At 66.2% G+C, this 21,976-nt stretch carries 18 protein-coding genes; 17 read left to right on the top strand and 1 reads right to left on the bottom strand.

Features of this window, described 5'->3' with window-relative positions:
• Positions 1–84: 84 nt before the first annotated feature.
• The 13 genes from ACT53K_RS08310 to ACT53K_RS08250 all read left to right on the top strand — a co-directional run bounded on the left by ACT53K_RS08310 (position 85) and on the right by ACT53K_RS08250 (position 16,629).
• Entirely contained in the window at positions 85–1,470 is a 1,386-nt protein-coding gene (locus tag ACT53K_RS08310; RefSeq protein WP_476228129.1) for a UDP-N-acetylmuramoyl-tripeptide--D-alanyl-D-alanine ligase, read from the top strand.
• Positions 1,458–2,531 (top strand): phospho-N-acetylmuramoyl-pentapeptide-transferase, encoded by a 1,074-nt coding sequence (gene mraY, locus ACT53K_RS08305; RefSeq protein WP_476228128.1) that lies wholly within the window; start codon positions 1,458–1,460, stop codon positions 2,529–2,531. The genes ACT53K_RS08310 and mraY overlap by 13 nt, the downstream gene beginning before the upstream one ends.
• Positions 2,528–3,916: a UDP-N-acetylmuramoyl-L-alanine--D-glutamate ligase gene (gene murD / locus ACT53K_RS08300; RefSeq protein ID WP_476228127.1), complete on the top strand. Its 1,389-nt coding sequence runs from the start codon at positions 2,528–2,530 to the stop codon at positions 3,914–3,916. The genes mraY and murD overlap by 4 nt, the downstream gene beginning before the upstream one ends.
• An 89-nt stretch (positions 3,917–4,005) precedes the next feature.
• A complete protein-coding gene (locus tag ACT53K_RS08295; protein ID WP_476228360.1) occupies positions 4,006–5,142 on the top strand; it encodes an FtsW/RodA/SpoVE family cell cycle protein in 1,137 nt (378 codons plus the stop codon).
• Positions 5,139–6,290, top strand: coding sequence for an undecaprenyldiphospho-muramoylpentapeptide beta-N-acetylglucosaminyltransferase (murG, locus tag ACT53K_RS08290; protein ID WP_476228126.1), 1,152 nt, complete (start codon positions 5,139–5,141; stop codon positions 6,288–6,290). The genes ACT53K_RS08295 and murG overlap by 4 nt, the downstream gene beginning before the upstream one ends.
• Entirely contained in the window at positions 6,287–7,699 is a 1,413-nt protein-coding gene (murC, locus tag ACT53K_RS08285; RefSeq protein ID WP_476228125.1) for a UDP-N-acetylmuramate--L-alanine ligase, read from the top strand. Before murG ends, murC begins: the two co-directional genes overlap by 4 nt.
• A 133-nt stretch (positions 7,700–7,832) precedes the next feature.
• On the top strand, positions 7,833–8,720 hold the full coding sequence (gene murB, locus ACT53K_RS08280) for a UDP-N-acetylmuramate dehydrogenase (RefSeq protein WP_476228124.1): 888 nt from the start codon (positions 7,833–7,835) through the stop codon (positions 8,718–8,720).
• A gap of 151 nt (positions 8,721–8,871) precedes the next feature.
• On the top strand, positions 8,872–9,816 hold the full coding sequence (locus ACT53K_RS08275; RefSeq protein ID WP_476228123.1) for a D-alanine--D-alanine ligase: 945 nt from the start codon (positions 8,872–8,874) through the stop codon (positions 9,814–9,816).
• Positions 9,813–10,769: a cell division protein FtsQ/DivIB gene (locus ACT53K_RS08270; RefSeq protein WP_476228122.1), complete on the top strand. Its 957-nt coding sequence runs from the start codon at positions 9,813–9,815 to the stop codon at positions 10,767–10,769. The genes ACT53K_RS08275 and ACT53K_RS08270 overlap by 4 nt, the downstream gene beginning before the upstream one ends.
• Before the next feature lie 14 nt (positions 10,770–10,783).
• Positions 10,784–12,046, top strand: a complete 1,263-nt coding sequence (gene ftsA / locus ACT53K_RS08265; RefSeq protein ID WP_476228121.1) for a cell division protein FtsA — start codon at positions 10,784–10,786, stop codon at positions 12,044–12,046.
• A gap of 114 nt (positions 12,047–12,160) precedes the next feature.
• A complete protein-coding gene (gene ftsZ / locus ACT53K_RS08260; protein ID WP_476228120.1) occupies positions 12,161–13,600 on the top strand; it encodes a cell division protein FtsZ in 1,440 nt (479 codons plus the stop codon).
• Between the two features lie 90 nt (positions 13,601–13,690).
• Positions 13,691–15,403 (top strand): tetratricopeptide repeat protein, encoded by a 1,713-nt coding sequence (locus ACT53K_RS08255; protein WP_476228119.1) that lies wholly within the window; start codon positions 13,691–13,693, stop codon positions 15,401–15,403.
• A 59-nt stretch (positions 15,404–15,462) separates the two neighbouring features.
• On the top strand, positions 15,463–16,629 hold the full coding sequence (locus tag ACT53K_RS08250; RefSeq protein ID WP_476228118.1) for a deoxyguanosinetriphosphate triphosphohydrolase: 1,167 nt from the start codon (positions 15,463–15,465) through the stop codon (positions 16,627–16,629).
• 454 nt (positions 16,630–17,083) lie between these two features.
• Here ACT53K_RS08250 and ACT53K_RS08245 read toward each other — a convergent pair whose 3' ends face one another.
• The gene (locus tag ACT53K_RS08245; RefSeq protein ID WP_476228117.1) at positions 17,084–17,362 is read right to left on the bottom strand and encodes a hypothetical protein; all 279 of its coding nucleotides are present in this window, start codon (positions 17,360–17,362) and stop codon (positions 17,084–17,086) included.
• Positions 17,363–17,588: 226 nt separating this feature from the next.
• Between ACT53K_RS08245 and ACT53K_RS08240 the strand changes: the two genes are divergently transcribed.
• From ACT53K_RS08240 to ACT53K_RS08225, 4 genes are all read left to right on the top strand, one after another.
• The gene (locus ACT53K_RS08240; RefSeq protein ID WP_476228116.1) at positions 17,589–19,127 is read left to right on the top strand and encodes a DUF1800 domain-containing protein; all 1,539 of its coding nucleotides are present in this window, start codon (positions 17,589–17,591) and stop codon (positions 19,125–19,127) included.
• A gap of 4 nt (positions 19,128–19,131) precedes the next feature.
• Positions 19,132–20,286: a DUF1501 domain-containing protein gene (locus tag ACT53K_RS08235; protein WP_476228115.1), complete on the top strand. Its 1,155-nt coding sequence runs from the start codon at positions 19,132–19,134 to the stop codon at positions 20,284–20,286.
• Between the two features lie 140 nt (positions 20,287–20,426).
• Positions 20,427–21,467 (top strand): DNA/RNA non-specific endonuclease, encoded by a 1,041-nt coding sequence (locus ACT53K_RS08230; protein WP_476228114.1) that lies wholly within the window; start codon positions 20,427–20,429, stop codon positions 21,465–21,467.
• Positions 21,454–21,870 (top strand): hypothetical protein, encoded by a 417-nt coding sequence (locus tag ACT53K_RS08225; protein WP_476228113.1) that lies wholly within the window; start codon positions 21,454–21,456, stop codon positions 21,868–21,870. The genes ACT53K_RS08230 and ACT53K_RS08225 overlap by 14 nt, the downstream gene beginning before the upstream one ends.
• Positions 21,871–21,976: the final 106 nt, after the last annotated feature.

Below are 21,976 nucleotides of genomic sequence, written 5' to 3'. Positions count from 1 at the left end.
AGGGGAGGGCATGGCAATGGCGCGTGCCTTTCTCTTGCCATTCCATCCCCTCCCCCGACCCCTCCCGCAAGCGGGAGGGGAGCGATGAGCCGAATTCTCTGGACCGCCGCCGAAATCGCCGCCGCGACGGGCGGCACCGCTTCGGCTGACTTTGCCGTTACCGGGGTCGCCTTCGACTCCCGTGAGGTCGGTCCCGGCGACCTGTTCCTCGCGCTGAAGGGCGAGAGCACCGACGGGCATCGCTTCCTCGATCAGGCCTTTGCACAGGGCGCGGCCGGCGCGGTGGTATCCGAGCCGACGGCGCATCCGCATGTGCTGGTTCCCGACACCATGGCCGCGCTCAACGCGCTCGGCGCGGCATCGCGGGCGCGGTCGGCGGCGAAAATCATCGGCGTCACGGGCTCCGTGGGCAAGACCGGCACCAAAGAGGCACTGTTCGCCGCGCTCGACCGGATCGATCCTGGCTGCGCGCATCGTTCGGTGAAAAGCTACAACAACCATACCGGCGTGCCGCTCAGCCTCGCCCGGATGCCGCGCGCGGCGCGCTTCGGCGTGTTGGAAATGGGTATGAACCATGCGGGCGAGCTGGCGCAGCTGACGCGGCTCGTGCGACCGCATGTCGCCATCGTGACCGCGATCGCGCCGGCGCATCTCGGCTTTTTCGACAGCGTCGAAGGGATCGCCGACGCCAAGGGCGAAATCTTTCAGGGGCTGGAGCCGGGCGGTACCGCGATCGTGCCGTTGGACAGCGCGCATCGCGACCGGTTGCTGGCGGCGGCGCGACCCTATGCGTCCCGGATCGTCACCTTCGGGCTGGGCGAGGGGGCGGACTATCGGGCGATGGACATTGTTCGCGCGCGCAACGGCGGCAATCATGTGCTCGCCCGCTTCGGTGACCGCGAGCTGAGCTTCACCTTGTCCCAGCCGGGTGACCATTGGGTTTCCAATGCGATGGCGATTCTGGCTGCGGTCGACGCGGTCGGCGGCGATCTGGAACTGGCCGGGCTCGCCATGGCCGAAATGGGCGGCCTTGCCGGGCGCGGCGCGCGGCTGACCGTGCCGGTGGGCGACGGCAGCGCGCTGGTGATCGACGAAAGCTATAATGCCAACCCGTCCTCGATGCGCGCCACGTTGGCGGTGCTGGCGCAGGAAACCGGTCGCAAGCTGGCGGTGCTGGGCGAGATGCGCGAACTGGGCGTGCATTCCGACGCGCTCCATGCCGAACTCGCCGATCCGGTGGTGGCGGCGGGCGTCTCGCGTGCCATTCTGGTCGGCGATGCGATGGCGCCGCTTGCACATGCGCTTGAGGGGCGGATCGATTTCGTCCATGTGCGCGATGCCGCATCTGCGAAGGCCGAGCTGGAGTCCATGCTCGCCGCCGGGGACGCGGTGCTCATAAAAGGGTCGAACGGCGTAGGATTGGCGGCCCTGGTCGCGGCGCTGGCGGAAAGGCAAACATGCTCTATCTGATCGCAGAGCAGCTGGGGTTCCCCGGCGTTCTGAATCTCTTCCGGTATCTGTCGTTCCGCACCGGCGGCGCGGTGGCGACGGCGTTGCTGATCGGCCTGCTGATCGGGCCGAAATTCATCGGCTGGCTGCGGCTGCGACAGGGCAAGGGCCAGCCGATCCGCACCGACGGGCCGCAGAGCCACCTCGCCAAGCGCGGCACGCCGACGATGGGCGGGCTGATGATCCTGACCAGCCTGACGCTGTCGCTGCTGATCTGGATGGATCTGCGTAACGCCTTTGTGTGGGCGTGCATGTTCGTGACGCTCGGCTTCGGCATGATCGGTTTCCTTGACGATTACGACAAGGTGCGGAAGCAGAAGACCGCCGGCGTATCGGGCAAGGTGCGGCTGCTGGGCGAGTTCATCATCGCCGGCATTGCCAGTGGCATCATCATCTTCGCGCAGGGCAATACCCAGCTCTACGTGCCCTTCTTCAGCTGGGTGCACCCCAATCTCGGCTATTTCTACATTGCCTTTGCCGCCTTCACGATCGTGGCGTTCGGCAATGCCGTGAACCTGACCGACGGGCTCGACGGTCTGGCGACGATGCCGGTGGTGATCGCAGGCATGGCGTTCATGCTGATCGCCTATCTGGCCGGCAACAAGATCTACGCCACCTATCTGGGCATTCCGCACGTGCCGGGCGCGGGCGACCTCGCCATCTTCTGCGGTGCGATGATCGGGGCGGGACTCGCCTTTCTGTGGTTCAATGCGCCGCCCGCAGCCGTGTTCATGGGCGATACCGGCAGCCTGGCGCTGGGCGGGGCGATCGGCACCATTGCTGTCACCACTCACCATGAGCTGGTGCTGGGCATCATCGGCGGCCTGTTCGTGATGGAGGCGCTGAGCGTCATCATCCAGGTGTTCTTCTACAAGCGCACCGGCAAGCGCGTGTTCAAGATGGCGCCGATCCACCATCATTTCGAACAGCTTGGCTGGTCGGAGCCGACCGTGGTGATCCGCTTCTGGATCATCGCCTTCGTGCTGGCGCTGGCCGGCCTGGCGACGCTCAAGCTGCGGTGATCACCAGCCCCGCCTGGCGCGGCAAACGCTTCGCGGTACTCGGGCTCGCACGCTCGGGCGCCGCTGCCGTGCGCGCGCTGCTGGCGAGCGGGGCGGAAGTGCTGGCGTGGGACGCGAACGAGGCGGCGCGGGAGGCTCTGTCTCCCTCTCCCCGCTTGCGGGGAGAGGGTCGGGGAGAGGGGCCTGTCGACGGCGCTTCCGACATGCCCCTCTCCCCGCCCCTCTCCCCTGAAGGGGGGAGGGAGCTGGTGCTTGCCGATCCCCTCGAATCCGATCTCACCGGCTATGCCGGCATGGTCGTGTCCCCTGGCGTGCCGCTGAACCGGCACCCGATCGCGCCGCATGCCCGCGCGGCCGGCGTGCCGCTGATCGGCGACATCGAGCTGTTCGCGCAGGCGCGCGCCGATCTGCCGGCACACCGCGTGGTCGGCATCACCGGCACCAACGGCAAGTCGACCACCACCGCGCTGATCCACCACATCATCGAAACGGCGGGCATTCCGACGCGGCTCGGCGGCAATATCGGCCTGCCGATCCTGGGGCAGGCGCCGCTGCCCGCGGGCGGCATCTATGTGCTCGAACTGTCGAGCTATCAGATCGACCTGACCCACAGTCTAGACTGCGACGTTGCGGTGCTGCTCAACATCACGCCGGACCATCTCGATCGCTATGATGGCTTCGCAGGCTATGCAGCGTCCAAGGCGCGGCTGTTCGCGATGCAGTCGAAGGGTCATGCGGCGATCATCGGTATCGCCGATGCAGCCTCTGCCAATATCGCGCGCGACGTGGCGCTTTCCGGCCGCAGCGAAGACTTGACCAAAATCGCGCCCGGTGTGTGCATGGACCAGTCGCGCTGGCCGGCGCTGCAGGGGCCGCATAATGCCCAGAATGCGCTTGCCGCGATTGCCGCGTGCGAGGCGCTCGGGATTGGCCGCGCGGCGATCGACAAGGGACTCGAGACCTTCCCCGGTCTGCCGCACCGGATGGAGCGCGTCGGAACCCGAAACGGCGTCACCTTCGTCAACGACAGCAAGGCGACCAACCCGGAATCGACCGCCCCGGCGCTGGCGGCATTTTCGCGCATCCACTGGATTCTGGGCGGCGTCGCCAAGACGGACAATCTGGAGGCGTGCCGTCCCGGTTTCGGCCATGTCGTGCGCGCCTATACGATCGGCGAGGCGGGGCCGCTGTTCGCACGGCTGCTCGAAGGTGAAATGCCGGTCGACCAATCGGGAACCCTGGAAATGGCAGTGCGCGCGGCGGCGGCGCAGGCCGCGCCCGGCGACACGATACTGCTCTCACCGGCTTGTGCCTCGTTCGACCAGTTCCGCGACTTCGAGGCGCGGGGTGATACTTTCCGCGCCGCCGTGGAGGCGCTCGGGTGAGCCGGGCGGCCGAAGACGCGGGTGAGATCAAGGGCGGCCTACCGCGCATTCCCAGCCAATTGAACCGTGCCAGCCGCTCACGCGCGGGCATGTGGTTCTGGGAAGTCGACCGCGTGCTGCTGCTGCTTGCGATGCTGCTGATCGCGATCGGGCTGGTGGCGGTGGCGGCGGCGTCGCCCGCGACCGCGCGCCGTTATTCCGACGCGACGCATATCATGCAGCCGATGTATTATTTCTGGCGCCAGCTGATGTGGGTGTGCGTGTGTGTGCCCGTGCTGATCGTCGTGTCGATGCTGCCGACCACGCTGGCGCGGCGGCTGTCGCTGGCGGGGGCGGTGTTCTTTCTGGTGCTGATGGCGCTGCTGCCCTTTGTCGGGCACGAAGTGAACGGTGCCAAACGTTGGATCAACATGGGCATTTCGGACTTGCAACCGTCCGAATTCCTGAAGCCGCTGTTCATCGTTTCGACGGCCTGGATACTGTCGTTCCGGGCCAAGGATCCGCAATTGCCGGTGATGATCGTCACCGGCGTGCTGACCGCGCTGATCGGCGTGCTCCTGATGCTCCAGCCCGATTTCGGGCAGACGATCGTGTTCGGCGTCGTCTGGGTGATCCTGCTGATGATCTCGGGCATCTCGCCCGGGGCGATCGCCAGCCTGGGCGGGGTCGCGGTGGCCGGGGTGGTGACCGCCTATATCTTCTATGGCACCGCCCGCACCCGCATCGACAATTTCCTGTTCCCGACCAAGGAAGCGGCGCTCGCCGACCGGTATCAGGTGGAAATGGCGCATGACACGCTGACCGCTGGCGGACTGTTCGGCGCGGGGCCGGGCAGCGGCCAGGCCAAGTTCCGGCTGCCGGAAGGGCATACCGACTATATCTTCGCGGTGATCGGCGAGGAATTCGGGCTGATCGCCTGTGCGGTGATCCTGTTGCTCTACCTCGCCATTGTTATCCGTGTGCTGATGAAACTACTGGACGAGGAAGACCCCTTCCGACTGCTGGCGGCAGCGGGGCTGGCGGCGCAGTTCGGTGTGCAGGCGCTGATCAACATGGCGGTGAACACCGGCATCGCGCCTTCCAAGGGTATGACGCTGCCCTTCATCAGCTATGGCGGCTCGTCGATGATCGCGCTTTCGATCGGCTATGGCCTGCTGCTCGCTTTCACGCGGCGAAACCCGTATCTGAAGCGCTCGCCCTATTCAGGCCGCTGGAGCAAAGCATGACCGAACCGCGCAGTTACGTCCTCGCAGCCGGTGGCACCGGCGGGCATATGGTGCCCGCAGCCGCGCTGGCGGCGGAGCTGGCCGCCCGTGGCCATCATGTCGCGCTGGTCAGCGACGATCGCGGCGTGCGCTTCCCCGGCCTGTTCGAGGATGTCGAGACGCACGTGCTTCCCGCCGGCCGTCTGGGCGGCGGTTTGCTCGGCTATGTCAAGGCCGCGCGCAAGATGGTGGCCGGTCGGGCGATGGCGCTGAAGCTCTATCGCGAGATGCTGCCCTCGGCCGTGATCGGCTTTGGCGGCTATCCTGCCTTCCCGGCGCTGGTGGCCGCGTTCCGCGCGGGCATCCCGACGATTATCCACGAACAGAATGCGGTGCTGGGCCGTGTGAACCGGCTGGTGGCAAGCCGCGTCCATGCCATCGCAACTTCCTATGAACAGACCGAGCGGATGAAGCCCGGCTGGGAGGCCAAGACGCATCTCGTCGGCAATCCGGTGCGCGAGGCGGTGCTGGCGCTGCGCAGCCGGCCCTATCCGATCCTGGAGGAAGACGGCATCTTCCGCGTGCTGGTGACCGGCGGCAGCCAGGGCGCCTCGATCCTCAGCCAGGTGGTGCCCGACGGGCTCGCGCTGCTGCCGGTGCATTTCCGCCGCCGGCTGCAGGTGACGCACCAGGCGCGCGTCGAGGATGTCGATGCGGTCCGCGCCAAATATGCGGCGCACGAAATCCCGGCGGAGATCGCCACCTATCTGCCCGACCTGCCCGAGCGGCTGGCCTGGGCGCATCTGGTGATCGCGCGGGCAGGGGCCTCGACCATCTCGGAGCTGACCGCCGCCGGGCGCCCCGCGATCCTGGTGCCGCTGCCCACCGCCACCGACGATCACCAGACCGCCAATGCGCGCGAGATCACCGCCGCCGGTGGCGCGCGGACGATCCCGCAGCGCAGCTTCACCGCGACCGAACTGGCCAAGCAGATGCAGAAGCTGGGCCTTGAGCCGCAGGCGCTGGAAAATGCCGCCGCCCGCGCGCGCGGTTGCGGTCGGCCCAATGCGGCCAGCGACCTCGCCGATCTCGTCGAATCGATCCACGCGCCGCAGGCCCCCGCCGGGCTGCGCCGCACCGTACTCCAGGGAAGGCCAGCTTACGCATGAAGGGCGTCGCCACCGACATCGGGACCATTCACTTCGTCGGCATCGGCGGCATCGGCATGTCGGGCATTGCCGAGGTGATGCACAATCTCGGCTACAAGGTGCAGGGTTCGGACGTCGCGGACAGCTATGTGGTGCAGGGCCTGCGCGACCGCGGCATTCCGGTGGCCATCGGCCATGACGCGGACAATCTGGGCGACGCCGCGGTAGTGGTGGTCTCCACCGCGATCGTGCGGACCAACCCAGAAGTCGAGGCCGCCTATCAGCGCCGCATCCCGGTGGTGCGCCGGGCGGAGATGCTCGCCGAACTGATGCGGTTGAAATCGACGGTGGCGGTGGCCGGCACGCACGGCAAGACTACGACGACCTCGATGGTCGCGGCGCTGCTCGATGCGGGGGGCGTGGACCCCACCGTCATCAACGGCGGCATCATCAACCAATATGGCTCGAACGCCCGGCTGGGCGACAGCGACTGGATGGTCGTGGAAGCGGACGAGAGCGACGGCAGCTTCCTGCGGCTCGACGGCACCTATGCGATCGTCACCAATATCGATCCCGAGCATCTCGATCACTACGGCTCGTTCGAAAAGGTGAAGGCGGCGTTCGTCGAGTTTGTCGAGAATGTGCCCTTCTATGGCGCGGCATTGCTGTGCCTCGACCATCCGGAAGTGCAGGCGATCATCCCGCGCGTGCGCGACCGGCGGATTGTCACCTATGGCTTCGCTGCCAGCGCCGATGTGCGCGGGGTGAACGTGACGCCGCATGCCGGGGGCAATCGCTTCGAGGCGATCATCCGCAACCGCGACGGCACGACCCGCTCGATCGAGAATATCGAGCTGCCGATGCCCGGCCGCCACAATGTGCAGAACGCGCTCGCCGCGATCGGCGTGGCGCTGGAGCTGGGGATTCCCGACGCGACGATCCAGCAGGGCTTTGCGAAGTTCGGCGGCGTCAAGCGGCGCTTCACCAAGGTCGGTGACGTCGCGGGCGCGGCGGTGATCGACGATTATGGTCACCACCCGGTGGAAATCCGCGCGGTGCTGGCGGCGGCGCGCGAAAGCACGCGCGGCCGGGTGATCGCGGTGGTGCAGCCGCATCGCTATACCCGCCTCGGCAATCTGATGGACGAGTTCGCCCAGGCGTTCAACGACGCCGACATGGTCTATGTCGCGCCGGTCTACCCGGCGGGCGAGGCGCCGATCGAGGGCGTGCATGCCGATGCGCTGGTCGAGAATATCTCGCGGCGCGGTCACCGGGCGGTGGCATCGACGGCCGACGCGACGGCGCTGGCACAGTCACTGGCCGGTGTCGTGCGCGAAGGCGACATGGTCGTGTGCCTGGGGGCCGGCGATATAACCAAATGGGCGGCGGGATTGGCGCCTGCCATTGCGGCTGCGCGGGGGGATGCGTGAGCCTGCGCGTCGTTTCTTTTCTTAAGCCCCTCCTCCTGGGAGGAGGGGTTTGGGGGTGGAGGGATTCCAGACCAGAAGTTGGTCTCTGTGAGACACTGCCCCACTCCAACCCCTCCCCTGAAGGGGAGGGGCTATGAACTTGCCTGAAACGCGCGGCAAACTCACCCCCGACGCCCCGCTGGCGCCGCTCGTCTGGTTCAAGAGTGGCGGCGCGGCGGAGTGGCTGTTCGAGCCTGCCGATACCGATGATCTTGCCGCGTTCCTCGCCGCGCTCGATCCCGCCACGCCGGTAATGGGGCTGGGGCTCGGCTCGAACATGATCGTGCGCGACGGCGGAGTGCCGGGCGTGGTGATCCGCCTCGGCAAGGCGTTCGCTGCAGTCGAGCAGGTCGACGAAACCACCCTGCGTTGCGGCGGGGGGGCGTCGGGCATCCTCGTTTCGTCCAGGGCGCGCGACTGGGGCATCGGCGGTGTCGAGTTCCTGCGCTCGATCCCCGGGACCGTGGGCGGCTTCGTGCGGATGAACGGCGGCGCCTATGGCCGCGAGACCTGCGACATACTGGTCGAATGCGAAGTCGTGCTGCGCTCGGGCGAGCGACGGGTGCTGGCCAATGCCGATCTCGGCTACACCTATCGCCACAGCAGCCTGCCCGAGGGCGCGATCGTGGTGAGCGCCACCTTTCGCGGCTTCCCCAAGGCGCCCGAAGACATCCAGGTCGAGATGGACCGCATCGCCGCCGCGCGCGAGGAATCGCAGCCGCTGCGATCGAAGACCGGCGGCTCGACCTTCAAGAATCCGGAGGGCCACAAGGCCTGGGCGCTGGTCGATGCGGCCGGCTGCCGGGGCCTGCGTCGCGGCGATGCGCAGGTGAGCGAGAAGCATTGCAACTTCCTCCTCAATCTGGGGGAAGCCACCAGCGCCGACATCGAGGCGCTGGGCGAGGACGTCCGCGCGCGGGTGAAGGCGCAGTCGGGCGTGGAACTGGAGTGGGAGATTCAGCGCGTGGGAGTGGCGAAGTGATGACGTCTGCAAGGTTCCGCACGCAGCCGTCTGCGTTCCCCTCCCGCTTGCGGGAGGGGCCAGGGGAGGGGCTGTGCCGCCTCCGCGCTCCTTCCACGTCATTCCCTCCCCCGACCCCTCCCGCAAGCGGGAGGGGAGCGCAGGCGCCGAAATGTGTCGGTCTGGAAGGAACCCGGTGGTGACCCCCCTCCACATTGCCGTGCTGATGGGCGGCTGGTCGGCCGAGCGCGAGGTCTCGCTGATGTCGGGCAACGGCGTCGCGGATGCGCTGGAGAGCCTCGGCCACCGCGTCACCCGGATCGACATGGGCCGCGACGTCGCCGCACGCCTCGCCGAGGCGAAGCCGGACGTGGTGTTCAACGCACTCCACGGCACGCCGGGCGAGGATGGCAGCGTGCAGGGCATGCTCGACCTGATGGGCATCCGCTACACCCATAGCGGTATGGTCACCTCGGTCATCGCGATCGACAAGCAACTGACCAAGCAGGCGCTGGTGCCGCACGGCATCCCGATGCCCGGCGGGCGGATGGTGTCGCGCGAGGAGCTGTACCGGCACGATCCGCTGCCGCGCCCCTACGTCCTGAAGCCGGTGAACGAAGGCTCGTCGGTCGGCGTGGCGATCGTCACGGACGAAGGCAATTACGGCAACCCGATCAGCCCGGATGCGCGCGGCCCCTGGCAGGAGTTCGACGAACTGCTCGCCGAGCCGTTCATTCGTGGGCGCGAGCTGACCACCGCCGTGCTCGGCGATCAGGCATTGGGCGTGACCGAGTTGAAGCCCAAGAGCGGCTTCTACGACTATGACGCCAAATATACCGACGGCCTGACCGAGCATGTCTTTCCGGCGCAAATCCCGGACGAGATCGCCGAGGCGTGCAAGCAGATCGCGCTCGATGCCCACCGGCTGCTCGGCTGCAAGGGTGCCTCGCGCGCCGATTTCCGCTGGGATGATACGCAGGGCGTCGACGGCCTGTTCCTGCTCGAGGTGAATACCCAGCCCGGCATGACGCCGCTGAGCCTGGTGCCCGAACAGGCGCGCCATCTGGGCATCGACTATGCTACGCTGGTGCAGCGTATCGTCGAGGAGGCATTGTGAGCCGCAGGCCCGTCCAGCAACAGCGTACGACTAGCCGGCGCGGCGCCAAGCCGAAGCCGCGCGGCGGCAATGCGCGGCGGGCAAAGCGGTCGAGCGTGCTCGATCAGGCAATGGCGGGCCTGCCGTTCAGCCCGGCGACGCTGCACCGTATCGTCACCTGGAGCATCGTCGGTACGGTGGGCGCCGGGGTGCTGGTGCTCGCAACCATGGCCGGCATTCCCCAGATGATCGGCGTCGGCTTTGCCCAGGCGGTGGGCGATGCCGGGCTGAAGGTCGACGAGATCCAGATCGACGGCCTGAAACGGATGGACCGCGCGACCGTCTATGAGCAGGTGCTCGATCAGGATTCGCGGGCGATGCCGCTGGTCAATCTGGCCGATGTGCGCCAGCGGCTGCTGAAATTCCCCTGGGTGCAGGACGCGCGCGTGTCGCGGCGGCTGCCCAATACGCTGCATATCTACATCGTCGAGCGCCAGCCGGCGGCGGTTTGGCAGAACCACGGGCAGTTGATGCTGATCGACCCGACCGGCGTGCCGCTGGAACCGGTCTCGCCGGATGCCATGCCGGACCTTCCGCTGCTGATCGGCGATGGCGCGAACACGCAGGAGCCTGCGCGCAAGCGACTGCTGGAGACGCAGCCGGCGCTGAAGCCGCTCGTCAAGGCGGCGACCTGGGTGGGAAATCGCCGCTGGGACATCGTGTTCAATTCAGGCGAGAAGCTGCAATTGCCCGAAGGCGACGATGAAGCGGCAGCGGCGCTGAAGAAATTCGTGAATATCGACGCGCGTGACCGGTTGCTCGGCAAGGGCTATCTGGGGTTTGACATGCGCGATCCGAGCAAGTTGGTAGTACGGCGTCAGGGCGTGGTGGGAACGCCCGTGCCGGCAGCGTCGCCCGCGCCATCGCCAGTGCCCGAAAGCGGCGCGGCGACGGCAGCGGGAACACAGGGGTAAAGAGGGGCAGGGAAATGGCCAAGGTTGCACCGGAAGGACTGATCACCGCCCTGGATGTTGGATCGTCTAAGGTATCGGCGCTGATCGCGCAGCGCGGCGATGACGGCGAACTCATCGTGCTCGGCACCGGCCAGCGCGAGAGCCGCGGCGTCAAGCGCGGCTATGTCGCCGACATGCACGCCACCGAAATCGCCATCCGTGAGGCCGTGGAACAGGCGGAGCGGATTGCCGGCTTCAACATCGAGGATGTGTGGGTCAGCTTCTCCGCAGGCGGTCTGGTCTCCAGCGTCGTCAAACTGGAAGCTGATCTGGGCGGCCACCGCGTCGAGCAGGCGGACATCGACGAACTGCTCAAGGCGGGGCGCGAAGCGATCGATCCGCAAGGCAAGATGGTGCTCCACGCCCAGCCGACCCGCTACACGGTCGATGGCCTGTCGGGCGTGAAGCGGCCGCTGGGGCTGCATGCCGATCGGCTGGGCGTCGATATCCATGTCGTGTCGACCGACGGGTCGCCGGTGCGCAATCTCGACCTTTGCGTACGCTCGGCGCATCTGGAAGTGCGCTCGATCATCGCGGCACCGGTTGCGACCGGACTTGCCTGTCTGACCGACGAGGAGCGCGAACTGGGGGTGGCGCTGGTCGAAATCGGCGCGGCGGTCACCAACGTGTCGGTGTTCGTGCAGGGCGTGCTGGCTGGGCTGGCGTCGATTTCGATGGGGTCGGCCGACATTACCGATGATATCGCTTCGGCTTTTGGCACGCCGCGCGCCTGGGCGGAGCGGACCAAATGCTTCCACGGCTCGGCGAATCTCAGCCCGCGCGACAATCACGAGATGATCGAAGTCGTGCCGATCGCGCCCGAAGAGGGCACCGACGGTCCGCGCATCACCCGCGCCGCGCTGAACACGGTGATCCGTCAGCGACTGGAGCGGCTGGTCGGCGAAATCCAGAAAGAGCTGAAGAAGCTGGGCTTTCACGAGCCGGTCGGTCGCCAGATTGTGCTGACCGGTGGTGGCGCCGAACTGGCGGGAATCGCGGATTATGCCCAGCAGGCGCTGGGTGCTGCGGTGCGTGTCGGCAAGCCCAAGGGCCTGGTCGCGTTGCCGAATGCGCATAGCGGCCCGGCCTTTTCGACGCTCGCCGGTCTCGCACGCTTCGCTGCCGCAGACCCCATCGACCTGCGCGCGCTGGAGCCGAGTCGTCACCAGATGGTGATGAAGGCCAGCGCCGGCGCGCTGATGCAGCGGTTGATGGCAGCGTTTCGGGCGAATTATTAAAGAAATGCGTCTGCCCGGTTGCTTTTGGCTAGAGTCGTGGCCTTGGTTCGTGCAGATAAGGTTTGAAGAAGGGGGGCGCGTCGCCGCGGTCGCGTCGCCACGGGAGAATTTAGAATGAGTATCGACTTCCTTCCGCCCGACGTGGACGAACTGACGCCCAAGATCACCGTGATCGGCGTTGGCGGCGCAGGCGGCAACGCCATCGCCAACATGATCCGCGCCGAGGTGCAGGGTGTGGAATTTCTGGTCGCGAACACCGACGCGCAGGCGCTGAAGCAATCGAGCGCCCCGCAGCGCATTCAGCTCGGTGCCAAAATCACCCAGGGTCTCGGTGCAGGCTCGCGTCCCGAAATCGGCCGCGCTGCTGCCGAAGAGACGATCGAGCAGGTGCAGAAGGCGCTGGAAGGCGCGCATATGTGCTTCATTGCGGCCGGCATGGGCGGCGGCACCGGCACTGGCGCGGCGCCGGTAATCGCCAAGGCGGCGCGCGACATGGGCATCCTGACCGTGGGCGTGGTGACCAAGCCGTTCGCCTTTGAAGGCAAGCGCCGCTCGCAATCGGCTGAAGCCGGCATCGACGAGCTGCAGAAGTACGTTGATACGCTGATCGTCATCCCGAACCAGAACCTGTTCCTGATCGCCAATGCGAACACGACCTTCAAGGAAGCGTTCGAAATGGCGGACGAGGTGCTGCAGCAGGGCGTGCGCGGCATCACCGACCTGATGGTCATGCCCGGCCTCATCAACCTGGACTTCGCCGACGTGCGTTCGGTGATGCAGGAAATGGGCAAGGCGATGATGGGCACCGGCGAAGCGGAAGGTGACGACCGCGCGCTGATCGCTGCCCAGAAGGCGATCGCCAACCCGCTGCTCGACGGCGTTTCGATGAACGGCGCCAAGGGCGTGATTGTCTCGATCACCGGCGGCGAAGATATGCGCCTGCTCGAAGTTGACGAAGCGGCGAATCACATCCGCGAGCTGGTCGATCCCGATGCCAACATCATCTGGGGTTCGGCGTTCAATCCCGAGCTGGAAGGCCGCATTCGCGTGTCGGTGGTCGCCACCGGCATCGACGCGACCGCAGAGAATCGCGCGACGCCGATCGAACAGCCGCGCGTCTTCTCCTTCGCGACGCCGCGCCGCACGGCGGCCGATCCCGTGGCACCCGCTGCCCCGGCCGCGCCGCTGCCCGAGCCCGAGCCGGTCGCGATCGCGCCGATCGAGGAACCTGTTCTCGCGCCGGAGCCCGAGCCGGTTCTGCATGCACCCGAACCGGAAGCTGATCTGGGCGGTGACGAACTGCTGCTCGGCACCGACACGATCATGCCCGAACCGGCGCCTGCGCCGGCCGCCGCGCCCGCGCCCGAGGCGCCGGCAGGGCGTCGCCGCTGGCTGACGGGTGCCGATGAAGAGCCGGAGTCGCGCCCGCGGGGCCGCACCGGCGGCACGTTGTTCGAACGGATGGCTGCTTCGCGCGGCGCCAAGAGCGGCGACGATGACGACAAGGATCCGCTGGACATCCCGCGGTTCCTGCGCAGCCAGAATAATCAGTAACAGGTTCGTCGACCGGGTGTCTCGCTTTGGCGAACACCCGGCGGCGGTGCATTGGTGGTTCAGCGCCGCAGTGCGCAAAACTGGACCTGCATGACCCCGATTCGATTTTTGGCGCTCGGCGCCGCCGCATCCGCTTTTTCCCTGGCCGCAGGGCCGGCCGTCGCTCAGACGGAAATCGTCCAGCAAATCAACCCCGATGCCGATGCGCTGGCGACGCAGATCCGCGTCCTTGCCGAAAATCCGCGCGACATCGACGCGCTGCTTGCGGCGGGCCAGCTTTCCAACCGGCTGGGGGACACCGCAGGCGCGCTTGCATTTTTCCAGCGCGCTGAGAGTGTCGACCCGTCCAATCCGCGCATTCTGAACGGACGCGCATCGGTGCTGGTGCGCATGGAACGGCCCGGCGAGGCGCTGCGGCTGTTCGGCCAGGCCGAGGCGCGCGGCGTCGATCCCCGCGAATATGCCGCGGATCGCGGCTTCGCCTATGACCTGATCGGCCAACCCTTGCTGGCCCAGCGCGACTATCGGCTCGCGCTGTCGCAGCGGCGCGACGAGGAAGTGATCCGCCGCTATGCGCTGTCACTGGGCATCAGCGGCGATGTCGAGGAATCTGCGCGCCAGCTCGATCCGCTGCTTCGCGCGCAGGACCGCGCGGCATGGCGCGCGCGCGCCTTCGTCCTGGCGATGAATGGCGATCTTGCCGGTGCCGAGAAAATTGCGGCGACGGTGATGCCCGGATCGATGGGCAAGGACATGCTGCCCTTTTTCCGACGGCTGCAGACCTTGTCGCCGGCTGATCGTGCCTTTGCAGTGCATTTCGGCGAATTGTCGCCCACCCAGGCGCGGCTGGCCGACGCGCGGCTGGCGCCTGCCTTGCCGCCCTATGTTCCCGCGCAGCGACCGGTGCAGGTCGCGCAGGCGGCGCCTCACAGCACGGCACCGACGCGCGGCAGCGAGCGCGAGGCCCGCGGGCGGCACCGCGCGGCACCGGTGGCAGCGCCGGCGGTCGCTCCCCCGGCCGCGCGTTCGCCCGCGCCGGAGCCGGTTGCGCCGCGTGCCCCCGCTCTGGTTGCCGCCGCGCCGCCGCCGCCGGAGCGGAATACGGTGGTGCCGGCGGCAACGCAGGTTGTGGCCGCTCCGCTGCCTGTGCCACAGAGCGCGCCGGCCCCCGTGGTGGTGGCGGCAACCGCGCCGGTGGTGCAACCCGCACCCGTCGCCGCTGCGCCTCGCCCGAGCGCGCCGGTCCGCGTCGGCCGCGAAGATGCGCATCTTGCGTCGATCATCGCGGGCATCACCATTCCCGCCAGCGAACTCGACGCAGTCAATCGCCCGAACGAGGAAGTGGTGCCTGCCGCGCAGGTAGCGGTGCCGGTGCATGCGAAGCCAAAGCCGGAGCCGACTGCCGAGGCCGAGGCGAAGAAGCCCGAGCCGCGCAAACCCGAGCCCAAAAAACCCGAGCCGAAAAAGCCGGAACCGAAGAAGCCTGAGCCCAAAAAGCCTGAACCCAAGAAGCCCGATCCGGCCAAGGCCGAGCCCAAGCGCATCTGGGTGCAGGTGGCGGGCGGTGCGAATGAAGAAACGCTGCCGCGCGCGTGGAAGGCGATGGTCGCCAAGGCCCCCGCCTTGTTCAAGGGGCATTTGGGCTGGTGGACGCCGCTGCGCGCCACCAACCGGGTGCTGACCGGCCCGTTCAAGACCACCGAGGCGGCGCAGGCGTTCGTCAACAGCCTCGCCAAGGAAGGCGTGTCCGGGTTCGTCTTCACCAGCGAACCCGGCCAGAAGGTGACCAAACTCGCGCCCTAGGCGGGAATTTCAGCGATCGGGCTTCGACAAGCGGTGGTGAAGCGGATAGAGGCGCGCCCGTGAAACTGCATTCCCCCTGGGCCTGTATGCCAGGCCAGACGCGCGGCCGTCGCCATCCTGAAGCGGGCGGCGGTGCGCGCGGTCCCCGCGATGCGTTCCAGCGCGACCGCGACCGCATCATTCATTCGATCAGCTTCCGCCGCCTGCGCCACAAGACTCAGGTTTTCATGGCGCCGGACGGCGACCATTTTCGCGTGCGTCTGACCCACAGCCTGGAAGTCGCCCAGATTGGCCGCGCCGTCGCACGCGCGCTCGGCCTGAATGAAGACCTTACGGAGGCGCTGTGCCTGGCGCACGACATCGGCCATCCCCCCTTCGGCCATGCCGGTGAGGATGCGCTGGAAACGGCGCTGGCGGGGAAGGGCGGCTTTGATCACAATGGTCATACCCTGCGCACGCTGACGTTTCTGGAACGCCCCTATCCCGGCTGGGACGGGCTGAACCTGACCTGGGACACGCTGGAAGGGCTGGCCAAGCATAACGGACCGATCGCTGAACCCGAATGGGCACTGGCGGAGGCCGACGCCGCATTTCCGCTGGAGCTCGACAGCTGGCCCTCGCTGGAGGCGCAGGTCGCGGCAATCGCCGACGACATCGCCTATGACAATCACGATATCGACGATGGCCTGCGCGCAGGGTTGCTGACGTTCGACCAGCTGATGGAAGTGCCAATGATCGCCGCCGGCTGGCGCGATGTCGAGGCACGCTTTCCAGGCGTCAGCGCCAAGCGCCTGACCGGTGAGCTGATCCGCTCGCAGATCGGCGCCATGGTCAACGACCTGATGGCGGAGACGCGCGCGCGGGTGGCCGATGCGGGTGTCGAGACCGTGGCGGATGTGCGCGCGGCAGGGCGTTGCCTCGCCGGCTTCTCCGATGCGATGCGCGAGGCGGAACGCGGGCTCAAACGCTTCATGTACGCCAATCTCTATCATCACCCCAGCCAGCTTGCCGCCGCCGATTCGGCGCGTACCGTGGTCGCCGGGCTATTCGCCGCCTATGCCGCCGATCCGATGCTGATGCCTCCGGAATGGCGTGACGCGCTGCATGTCGAGGAGCCGGATCGCAGTCGCCACATCGCCGATTTCATCGCCGGCATGACCGATCGTTACGCGATCGCGCGATACCGGGAGATTTGTGGGACGATCGACCTGCCCGACGGTTTTTGACCGCCTTGGTGCGGGACACAATTCGTTACCAATGCGCAAGCGACCTGAAAACTTGCCTCGCTATCTGCGACAGCCATCCACCGTCAAAGAAAATAAGGACTGTCCGTAATGTTGAAGTATCTCGCCCTTGCGCCGGTGCTGTTGGTTTCCGTGCCGTCCAACGCTCAGTCGCTTCACGAAACGCATGAGCGCGTTTGGATGCCTTCGGGAAAGAGCCCGGTCGTTACCTGGCGGATGCGCGATCGTGCACCGCAGCTGGCGCAGTCGCATCATCAGGCGGGGAAAGGCATGATGCCCGCCCGCCCCCAGCAGGTTAGCGCTGACGCACCGCATCAGCCAGGCGCAAAGGCGGCAGCGGGTACCGACTGACCGATACCTTCGCAGAGAAGCAGAAACGGAAAACCCCGCAGCTGCACGGGCAGCTGCGGGGTTTCTTATGCCGGGAAGGCGAAGCTTAGCGCTGAGCCAGTTCGACCTGGCTGGTCTTCGGCACGCGGAACGACACGCGCACGCCGCCGGTGTTGCCATCGACCCAGCCGTTGCGCACGACCAGATGGAACTTCTGGTTGGTCTGCTTCACGACGCCTTCGAGAATCTGGGCGTCGCCCTTGACCGTCGAGGTATAGACATAGGTCATGCCGTCGCGCGTGAAGCTGCGCTCGGCCTGGTCAGCGGCAATGGCGGGTGCGGCAACAAACAGCGAGGCCGCGAGTGCGATAGTGAAACGGGTCACGATCTTTCTCCTTCGAGTTCGAAAAGAGCCAGATCAGCATCCTTCTTGTGTTCTTGGAGCCGCAATGTTGCATCGCAGCATGAGGGGCAATCGCAAAAAACGGACGCAGTAATTGCAGTTTTTGCAACTGTGCGCTCAACAGGCGTTCAGCTGCGGTCAACCGACTCTGTGAAAAATTCCTGCGACAAATGGAAGCTATGCGTTCGTCGCAGCCATGAGGGTCGTAATGACGGAAAAGAGCATCGCGCTGAATCGCTTTGGATATGGAGCAAGACCGGGAGAAGATCCCGGCGCTGATCCCAAGCAATGGCTGCTTCGCCAACTGGACCATTATGTCGCGCAACCGCCGGCCATCGCGGCCTTGCCGGGCTCTTCGGCGACAGTCGTACAATTGCTGGAATATCGCGCGCAGGCAGAGGCGCTGCGCAAGGCTGCTGCCTCGGCGGCTGTTGCTGCCAAACCGGTGCAGCCCGCCCAGCCAGTTGTATCGCCTGGAACTCCGGCATCACCCGCATCTTCAGGGTCGGCGCCGATGGCGACTGCGCCAACCCAGCCCCCACCGCAGCCCGCTAATGGTAGCGAGGCAGCCGAGACACTGCGCAAACAGATCAGCAAGCAGGTAAGCGACGGGCATAGCCAGGCGGTGACCGCCCGCGCCGTTGCCGCCATCGACTCCCCGGCCCCCTTTGCCGAGCGGCTGGTGCATTTCTGGGCCAATCATTTCGCGATCTCGGCCGACAAAATGGAATTGATCGCGCTGGCGGGCACGCTGGAATTCGAAGCGATCCGCCCAAACCTGATGGGCAGTTTCCGTGATATGCTTTTCGCCGTGGAGCGGCATCCGGCGATGCTTCTCTATCTCGACCAGTCGGTGTCGGTGGGGCCGAACAGTCCGCTCGCCTCGCGTCAGCGGCCCAACCAGCGTCGGTCGCTGGGCCTCAATGAAAATCTCGCGCGCGAAATCATGGAGCTCCACACGCTCGGCGTGCGCAGCGGCTATACCCAGGCCGATGTCACCGAGTTCGCCCGCGCAATGACCGGGTGGACGATCGCCGGCTTCGGTCGCGGCCCGCTCGGCAAATGGACGCCGGCGGACGGGGCGCCCGGCCAGTTCGTCTTCGGCGCAGAGATGCACGAGCCAGGCACGCGCACGATTCTCGGCAAGAAATGGCCCCAGCCGGGCGAGACGCAGGCGAGCGCGGTGCTCGCCACGCTCGCCACGCATCCGGCCACGGCGCGGCACATCGCCACCAAACTTGCCCGCCATTTCGCCGGTGACGATCCGCCCCCCAGGCTGGTGGCGCGGCTAGAGTCTTCGTTCCTGAAGACTGGCGGTGACTTGCCCAGCCTGTATCGCACGCTGGTCGCCTCGCCCGAATGCTGGACGCCGGCGCCGGTCAAGTTCAAATCGCCCTGGGAATGGACGGTCTCGGCGTTGCGCGTGCTAGACGCGCAGCAACTGCCGCTCAATTTCGTCCCGGGAATGATGGTGCAACTGGGGCAGCCGGTGTGGAAACCAGGATCGCCTGCGGGTTGGGACGATATTGCCCCGGCCTGGGCGGCGCCGGACGCCGTGCTGCGCCGTGTGGAAGCCGCACAGCGGATTGCGCAGCGGGCGCGCGACGTCGTCGATCCCCGCCAGCGCGCCGAACTGATTTTCCCTGCCTCGCTTAGCCAGAGCACCGAGCAGGCCATCGCCCGTGCCGAAAGCCCGGCGCAGGGTGTGGCGCTGATGCTCGTATCGCCCGAATTTCTGCGGAGATAATCCCATGTATCTCAACCGCCGCAATTTTCTGAGCGTCGGCGCTACCGGCCTGATGCTGTCGCCGCTGGGCGCCCGCATGGCCTTTGCCGCCGCGCCGACGGAGCGCCGCTTCATCTTCATCATCCAGCGTGGGGCGGCCGACGGCCTGCATACTGTCGCGCCGGTGGGCGACCCCGCCTATGCCGGCCAGCGCGGCGATCTCGCCGCAGATTTCGCAACCGCGCCGAAGCTCGATTCGATGTTCGCGCTGCACCCCTCGCTGCAGAATGTCTGGGGCCTGTATCGGGCGAAGCAGGCGTTGTTCGTCCATGCCGTGGCGTCGCCCTATCGCGACCGCTCGCATTTCGACGGCCAGAATGTGCTCGAGACCGGCGGCGTCTCTGCCTATCAGTTGCACGACGGCTGGATGAACCGGCTGTTGCGGCTGTTGCCGGCAGACGACAAGGCGATCGCGATTTCGGCGTCGGTGCCGATGGCGCTGCGCGGGCCGGTGGAAGTGGCGAGCTATGCACCCTCGTCGCTGCCCGGCGCATCGCCCGACCTGATCGCACGGGTTTCGGCAATGTATCAGGGCGACAAGCAGCTCCACCCGCTGTGGCAGGAAGTTATGGCGACGCGCTCGCTCACCGACGAACTCGCCGCCGAGAACGGCAAGAAGGCCGTCGATACCGGCACGCTTGCCGCCAAAATGCTGTCGGCACCGGGCGGCGCGCGGATCGCGATGATCGAGACCAATGGCTGGGACACGCACTCCGGCCAGCGCGGCCGCCTCGGCAACCAGCTCAAGGCGCTCGACGGCATGATCGCGGCGATGAAGGCTGGCCTTGGACCGCTTTGGGACAACACGCTGGTGGTGGTCGCAACGGAGTTTGGCCGCACAGTGAAGGAAAACGGCACCGGCGGAACGGACCACGGCACGGGTTCGGTGGCGATGCTGCTCGGCGGCGCCGTTCGGGGCGGGCGCGTGCAGGCCGACTGGCCGGGGCTGGCTGACGCCGCACTCTATGAGGCGCGCGACCTGAAGCCGACGACGGCGCTGGACACTCTCATCAACAGCGCCGTCGCCCAGCATTTTGCCCTGCCGCCCGAACGCAGCGCCAAGGCGCTGTTCCCGGCGATGGACAAGGTGGCGGTGCTCGATGGGCTGGTGCGGGTGTAGGCTGACGCCGGTCCCGACGGGATCGGGCGCTTCGCCTTCTCGAAGAGCGATCGGCAGGGTTGGAGCAAACGATACATTTTGCTTGACATTGTTCTCTTTTTGTTCTAGTCTGCCGGCATTGCGGACATGGGGGAGTGCGCATGCAGACAGCATCGCAAGAGCGACGGGCATTTTCTACCTGGTTACGTACCGGAAGGCGGGCTTCGCCCACCGACGAAGGTCCCGTTGAAGTAAAATTCAACCCCTGGCACGATCCATCCAACGGTAGATTCACCTTTGCTGGTCAGGGGCAGGGCTCGGCTGCGGGCACAGGTGACGCCAAGCGATCAGCGCAAAAGCGAAAGCCGCAATATGGTGATGATTGGCGGTTAAAGCCGATGGCGTCGCTCGAAGAGGCGAAGGCTTGGCGTGCGCGAGAATTGGCCAAACATCGAGGCGATCCGGAATGGCGGAAAGCTATAGAGGAACGCTATCAAGCCTATCAGAACTACTTCCTCCGCGCTCGGCCGACTGACGCGTTCCGCCCCGGCGGAGGCTCATCCGGTGGTGGAGGGGCGAGTGGTAGTTGGGAGCGGGCTGGCGAAAACATCGGCCGCCGGGCCGATTTCAGGGGAGGTGGCGGCAGTTCTGGAGGTGGTGGTGCTAGCGGGAGTTGGGATCCGCCAACCCGCGATGAGGCTCCCAAAGTCACTGGTGGAGGGGCTTATCAAGCAGACAGGGCGCCGAAGGAGGGCAGCGAGAGCCGTTCGTGGCGACACATTGTACGTAATGGCTATGATTATGAGGTCGACGAGCGCGGACGGACGCGCCGCGTTACCGGGGAACTGGTTCTGGGGACGCAGCCTCGCTCCCGAAGTCTGCAACGTAGTGCAGGCGGTGCCGATCGGTTGCCGAGGGATGATGGCGGACATTATGTGGCGCCCCGGTTCAACGGGCCGACCGAGGCATTCAATCATTTTGCGCAGGATGCGAACGTCAACCGGGGCCGGTATCGCGTCCTTGAGGATCAATGGGCGCGGGAGAAGCGTGCCGGCCACAAGGTTACGGTGAAGATTGTGCCGCATTTTCGAGGAGGCTCCCAGCGTCCTTCGAGTCTTAGCGTCCGCTTTGAAATCAATGGCAGGAAGCAGAGCGTCGAATTGCCCAATGAAAAGAAAGGGGCTTGGCATGGCCAAAGATGAGACGGAGCGCCTGTTACTGCAGATTGGGCAGATGCTGGCGGAAGATGACTCATATCCGCTAGAGCACACGCTTCTCCAAGCGGAGGTCGACCCGGAGATGGTTGGCCCCTCGATCTTCAAGGATGCGGGGGATCATGTCGTCTATCGCAGCCCGGATCTGCAGCGTTGGAGCGACGTGCTGCTCGATCTTTGGTATGCGCAAGAGGGGCCTTCGCATTGGTCGGAGATTGAGTATTTTGTCCGCAACGGACGGTTTGAAGTGCAGTATTTCTATCCCGATGATCCAAGGCGGGAAGAAGGCTTCATCGAGCGACGTGACGGATTGATTCGCCGCTATTACGGAGACAAGCCCGTTATATACCCGCCTTGGGACGATGATGAGTATCCGAGCTACGACTTATAAGACCGGCGTTTCTGGGCGCGTCAGATGTTGATATGACTCAATCCCCGTGCCGGGGCGGGGGCCTGTGAGGATGCCCGCATCCCATGGGGATGACGCAGGCGTCGGC

Source organism: Sphingomonas sp. DMC8 (genome assembly GCF_056314185.1).
This window is presented reverse-complemented; position numbering and strand designations above follow the sequence as displayed.

What these genes read in the sequence shown, in the direction of transcription:
- ACT53K_RS08255 (WP_476228119.1), top strand. Translation starts at nt 13,691, where the DNA reads ATGACCCCGATTCGATTTTTGGCGCTCGGCGCCGCCGCATCCGCTTTT.
- mraY (WP_476228128.1), top strand. Translation starts at nt 1,458, where the DNA reads ATGCTCTATCTGATCGCAGAGCAGCTGGGGTTCCCCGGCGTTCTGAAT.
- ACT53K_RS08275 (WP_476228123.1), top strand. Translation starts at nt 8,872, where the DNA reads ATGTGTCGGTCTGGAAGGAACCCGGTGGTGACCCCCCTCCACATTGCC.
- ACT53K_RS08230 (WP_476228114.1), top strand. Translation starts at nt 20,427, where the DNA reads ATGCAGACAGCATCGCAAGAGCGACGGGCATTTTCTACCTGGTTACGT.
- ftsZ (WP_476228120.1), top strand. Translation starts at nt 12,161, where the DNA reads ATGAGTATCGACTTCCTTCCGCCCGACGTGGACGAACTGACGCCCAAG.
- murC (WP_476228125.1), top strand. Translation starts at nt 6,287, where the DNA reads ATGAAGGGCGTCGCCACCGACATCGGGACCATTCACTTCGTCGGCATC.
- ACT53K_RS08235 (WP_476228115.1), top strand. Translation starts at nt 19,132, where the DNA reads ATGTATCTCAACCGCCGCAATTTTCTGAGCGTCGGCGCTACCGGCCTG.
- murB (WP_476228124.1), top strand. Translation starts at nt 7,833, where the DNA reads ATGAACTTGCCTGAAACGCGCGGCAAACTCACCCCCGACGCCCCGCTG.
- murG (WP_476228126.1), top strand. Translation starts at nt 5,139, where the DNA reads ATGACCGAACCGCGCAGTTACGTCCTCGCAGCCGGTGGCACCGGCGGG.
- ACT53K_RS08310 (WP_476228129.1), top strand. Translation starts at nt 85, where the DNA reads ATGAGCCGAATTCTCTGGACCGCCGCCGAAATCGCCGCCGCGACGGGC.
- ACT53K_RS08240 (WP_476228116.1), top strand. Translation starts at nt 17,589, where the DNA reads ATGACGGAAAAGAGCATCGCGCTGAATCGCTTTGGATATGGAGCAAGA.
- ACT53K_RS08225 (WP_476228113.1), top strand. Translation starts at nt 21,454, where the DNA reads ATGGCCAAAGATGAGACGGAGCGCCTGTTACTGCAGATTGGGCAGATG.
- ACT53K_RS08295 (WP_476228360.1), top strand. Translation starts at nt 4,006, where the DNA reads ATGTGGTTCTGGGAAGTCGACCGCGTGCTGCTGCTGCTTGCGATGCTG.
- ftsA (WP_476228121.1), top strand. Translation starts at nt 10,784, where the DNA reads ATGGCCAAGGTTGCACCGGAAGGACTGATCACCGCCCTGGATGTTGGA.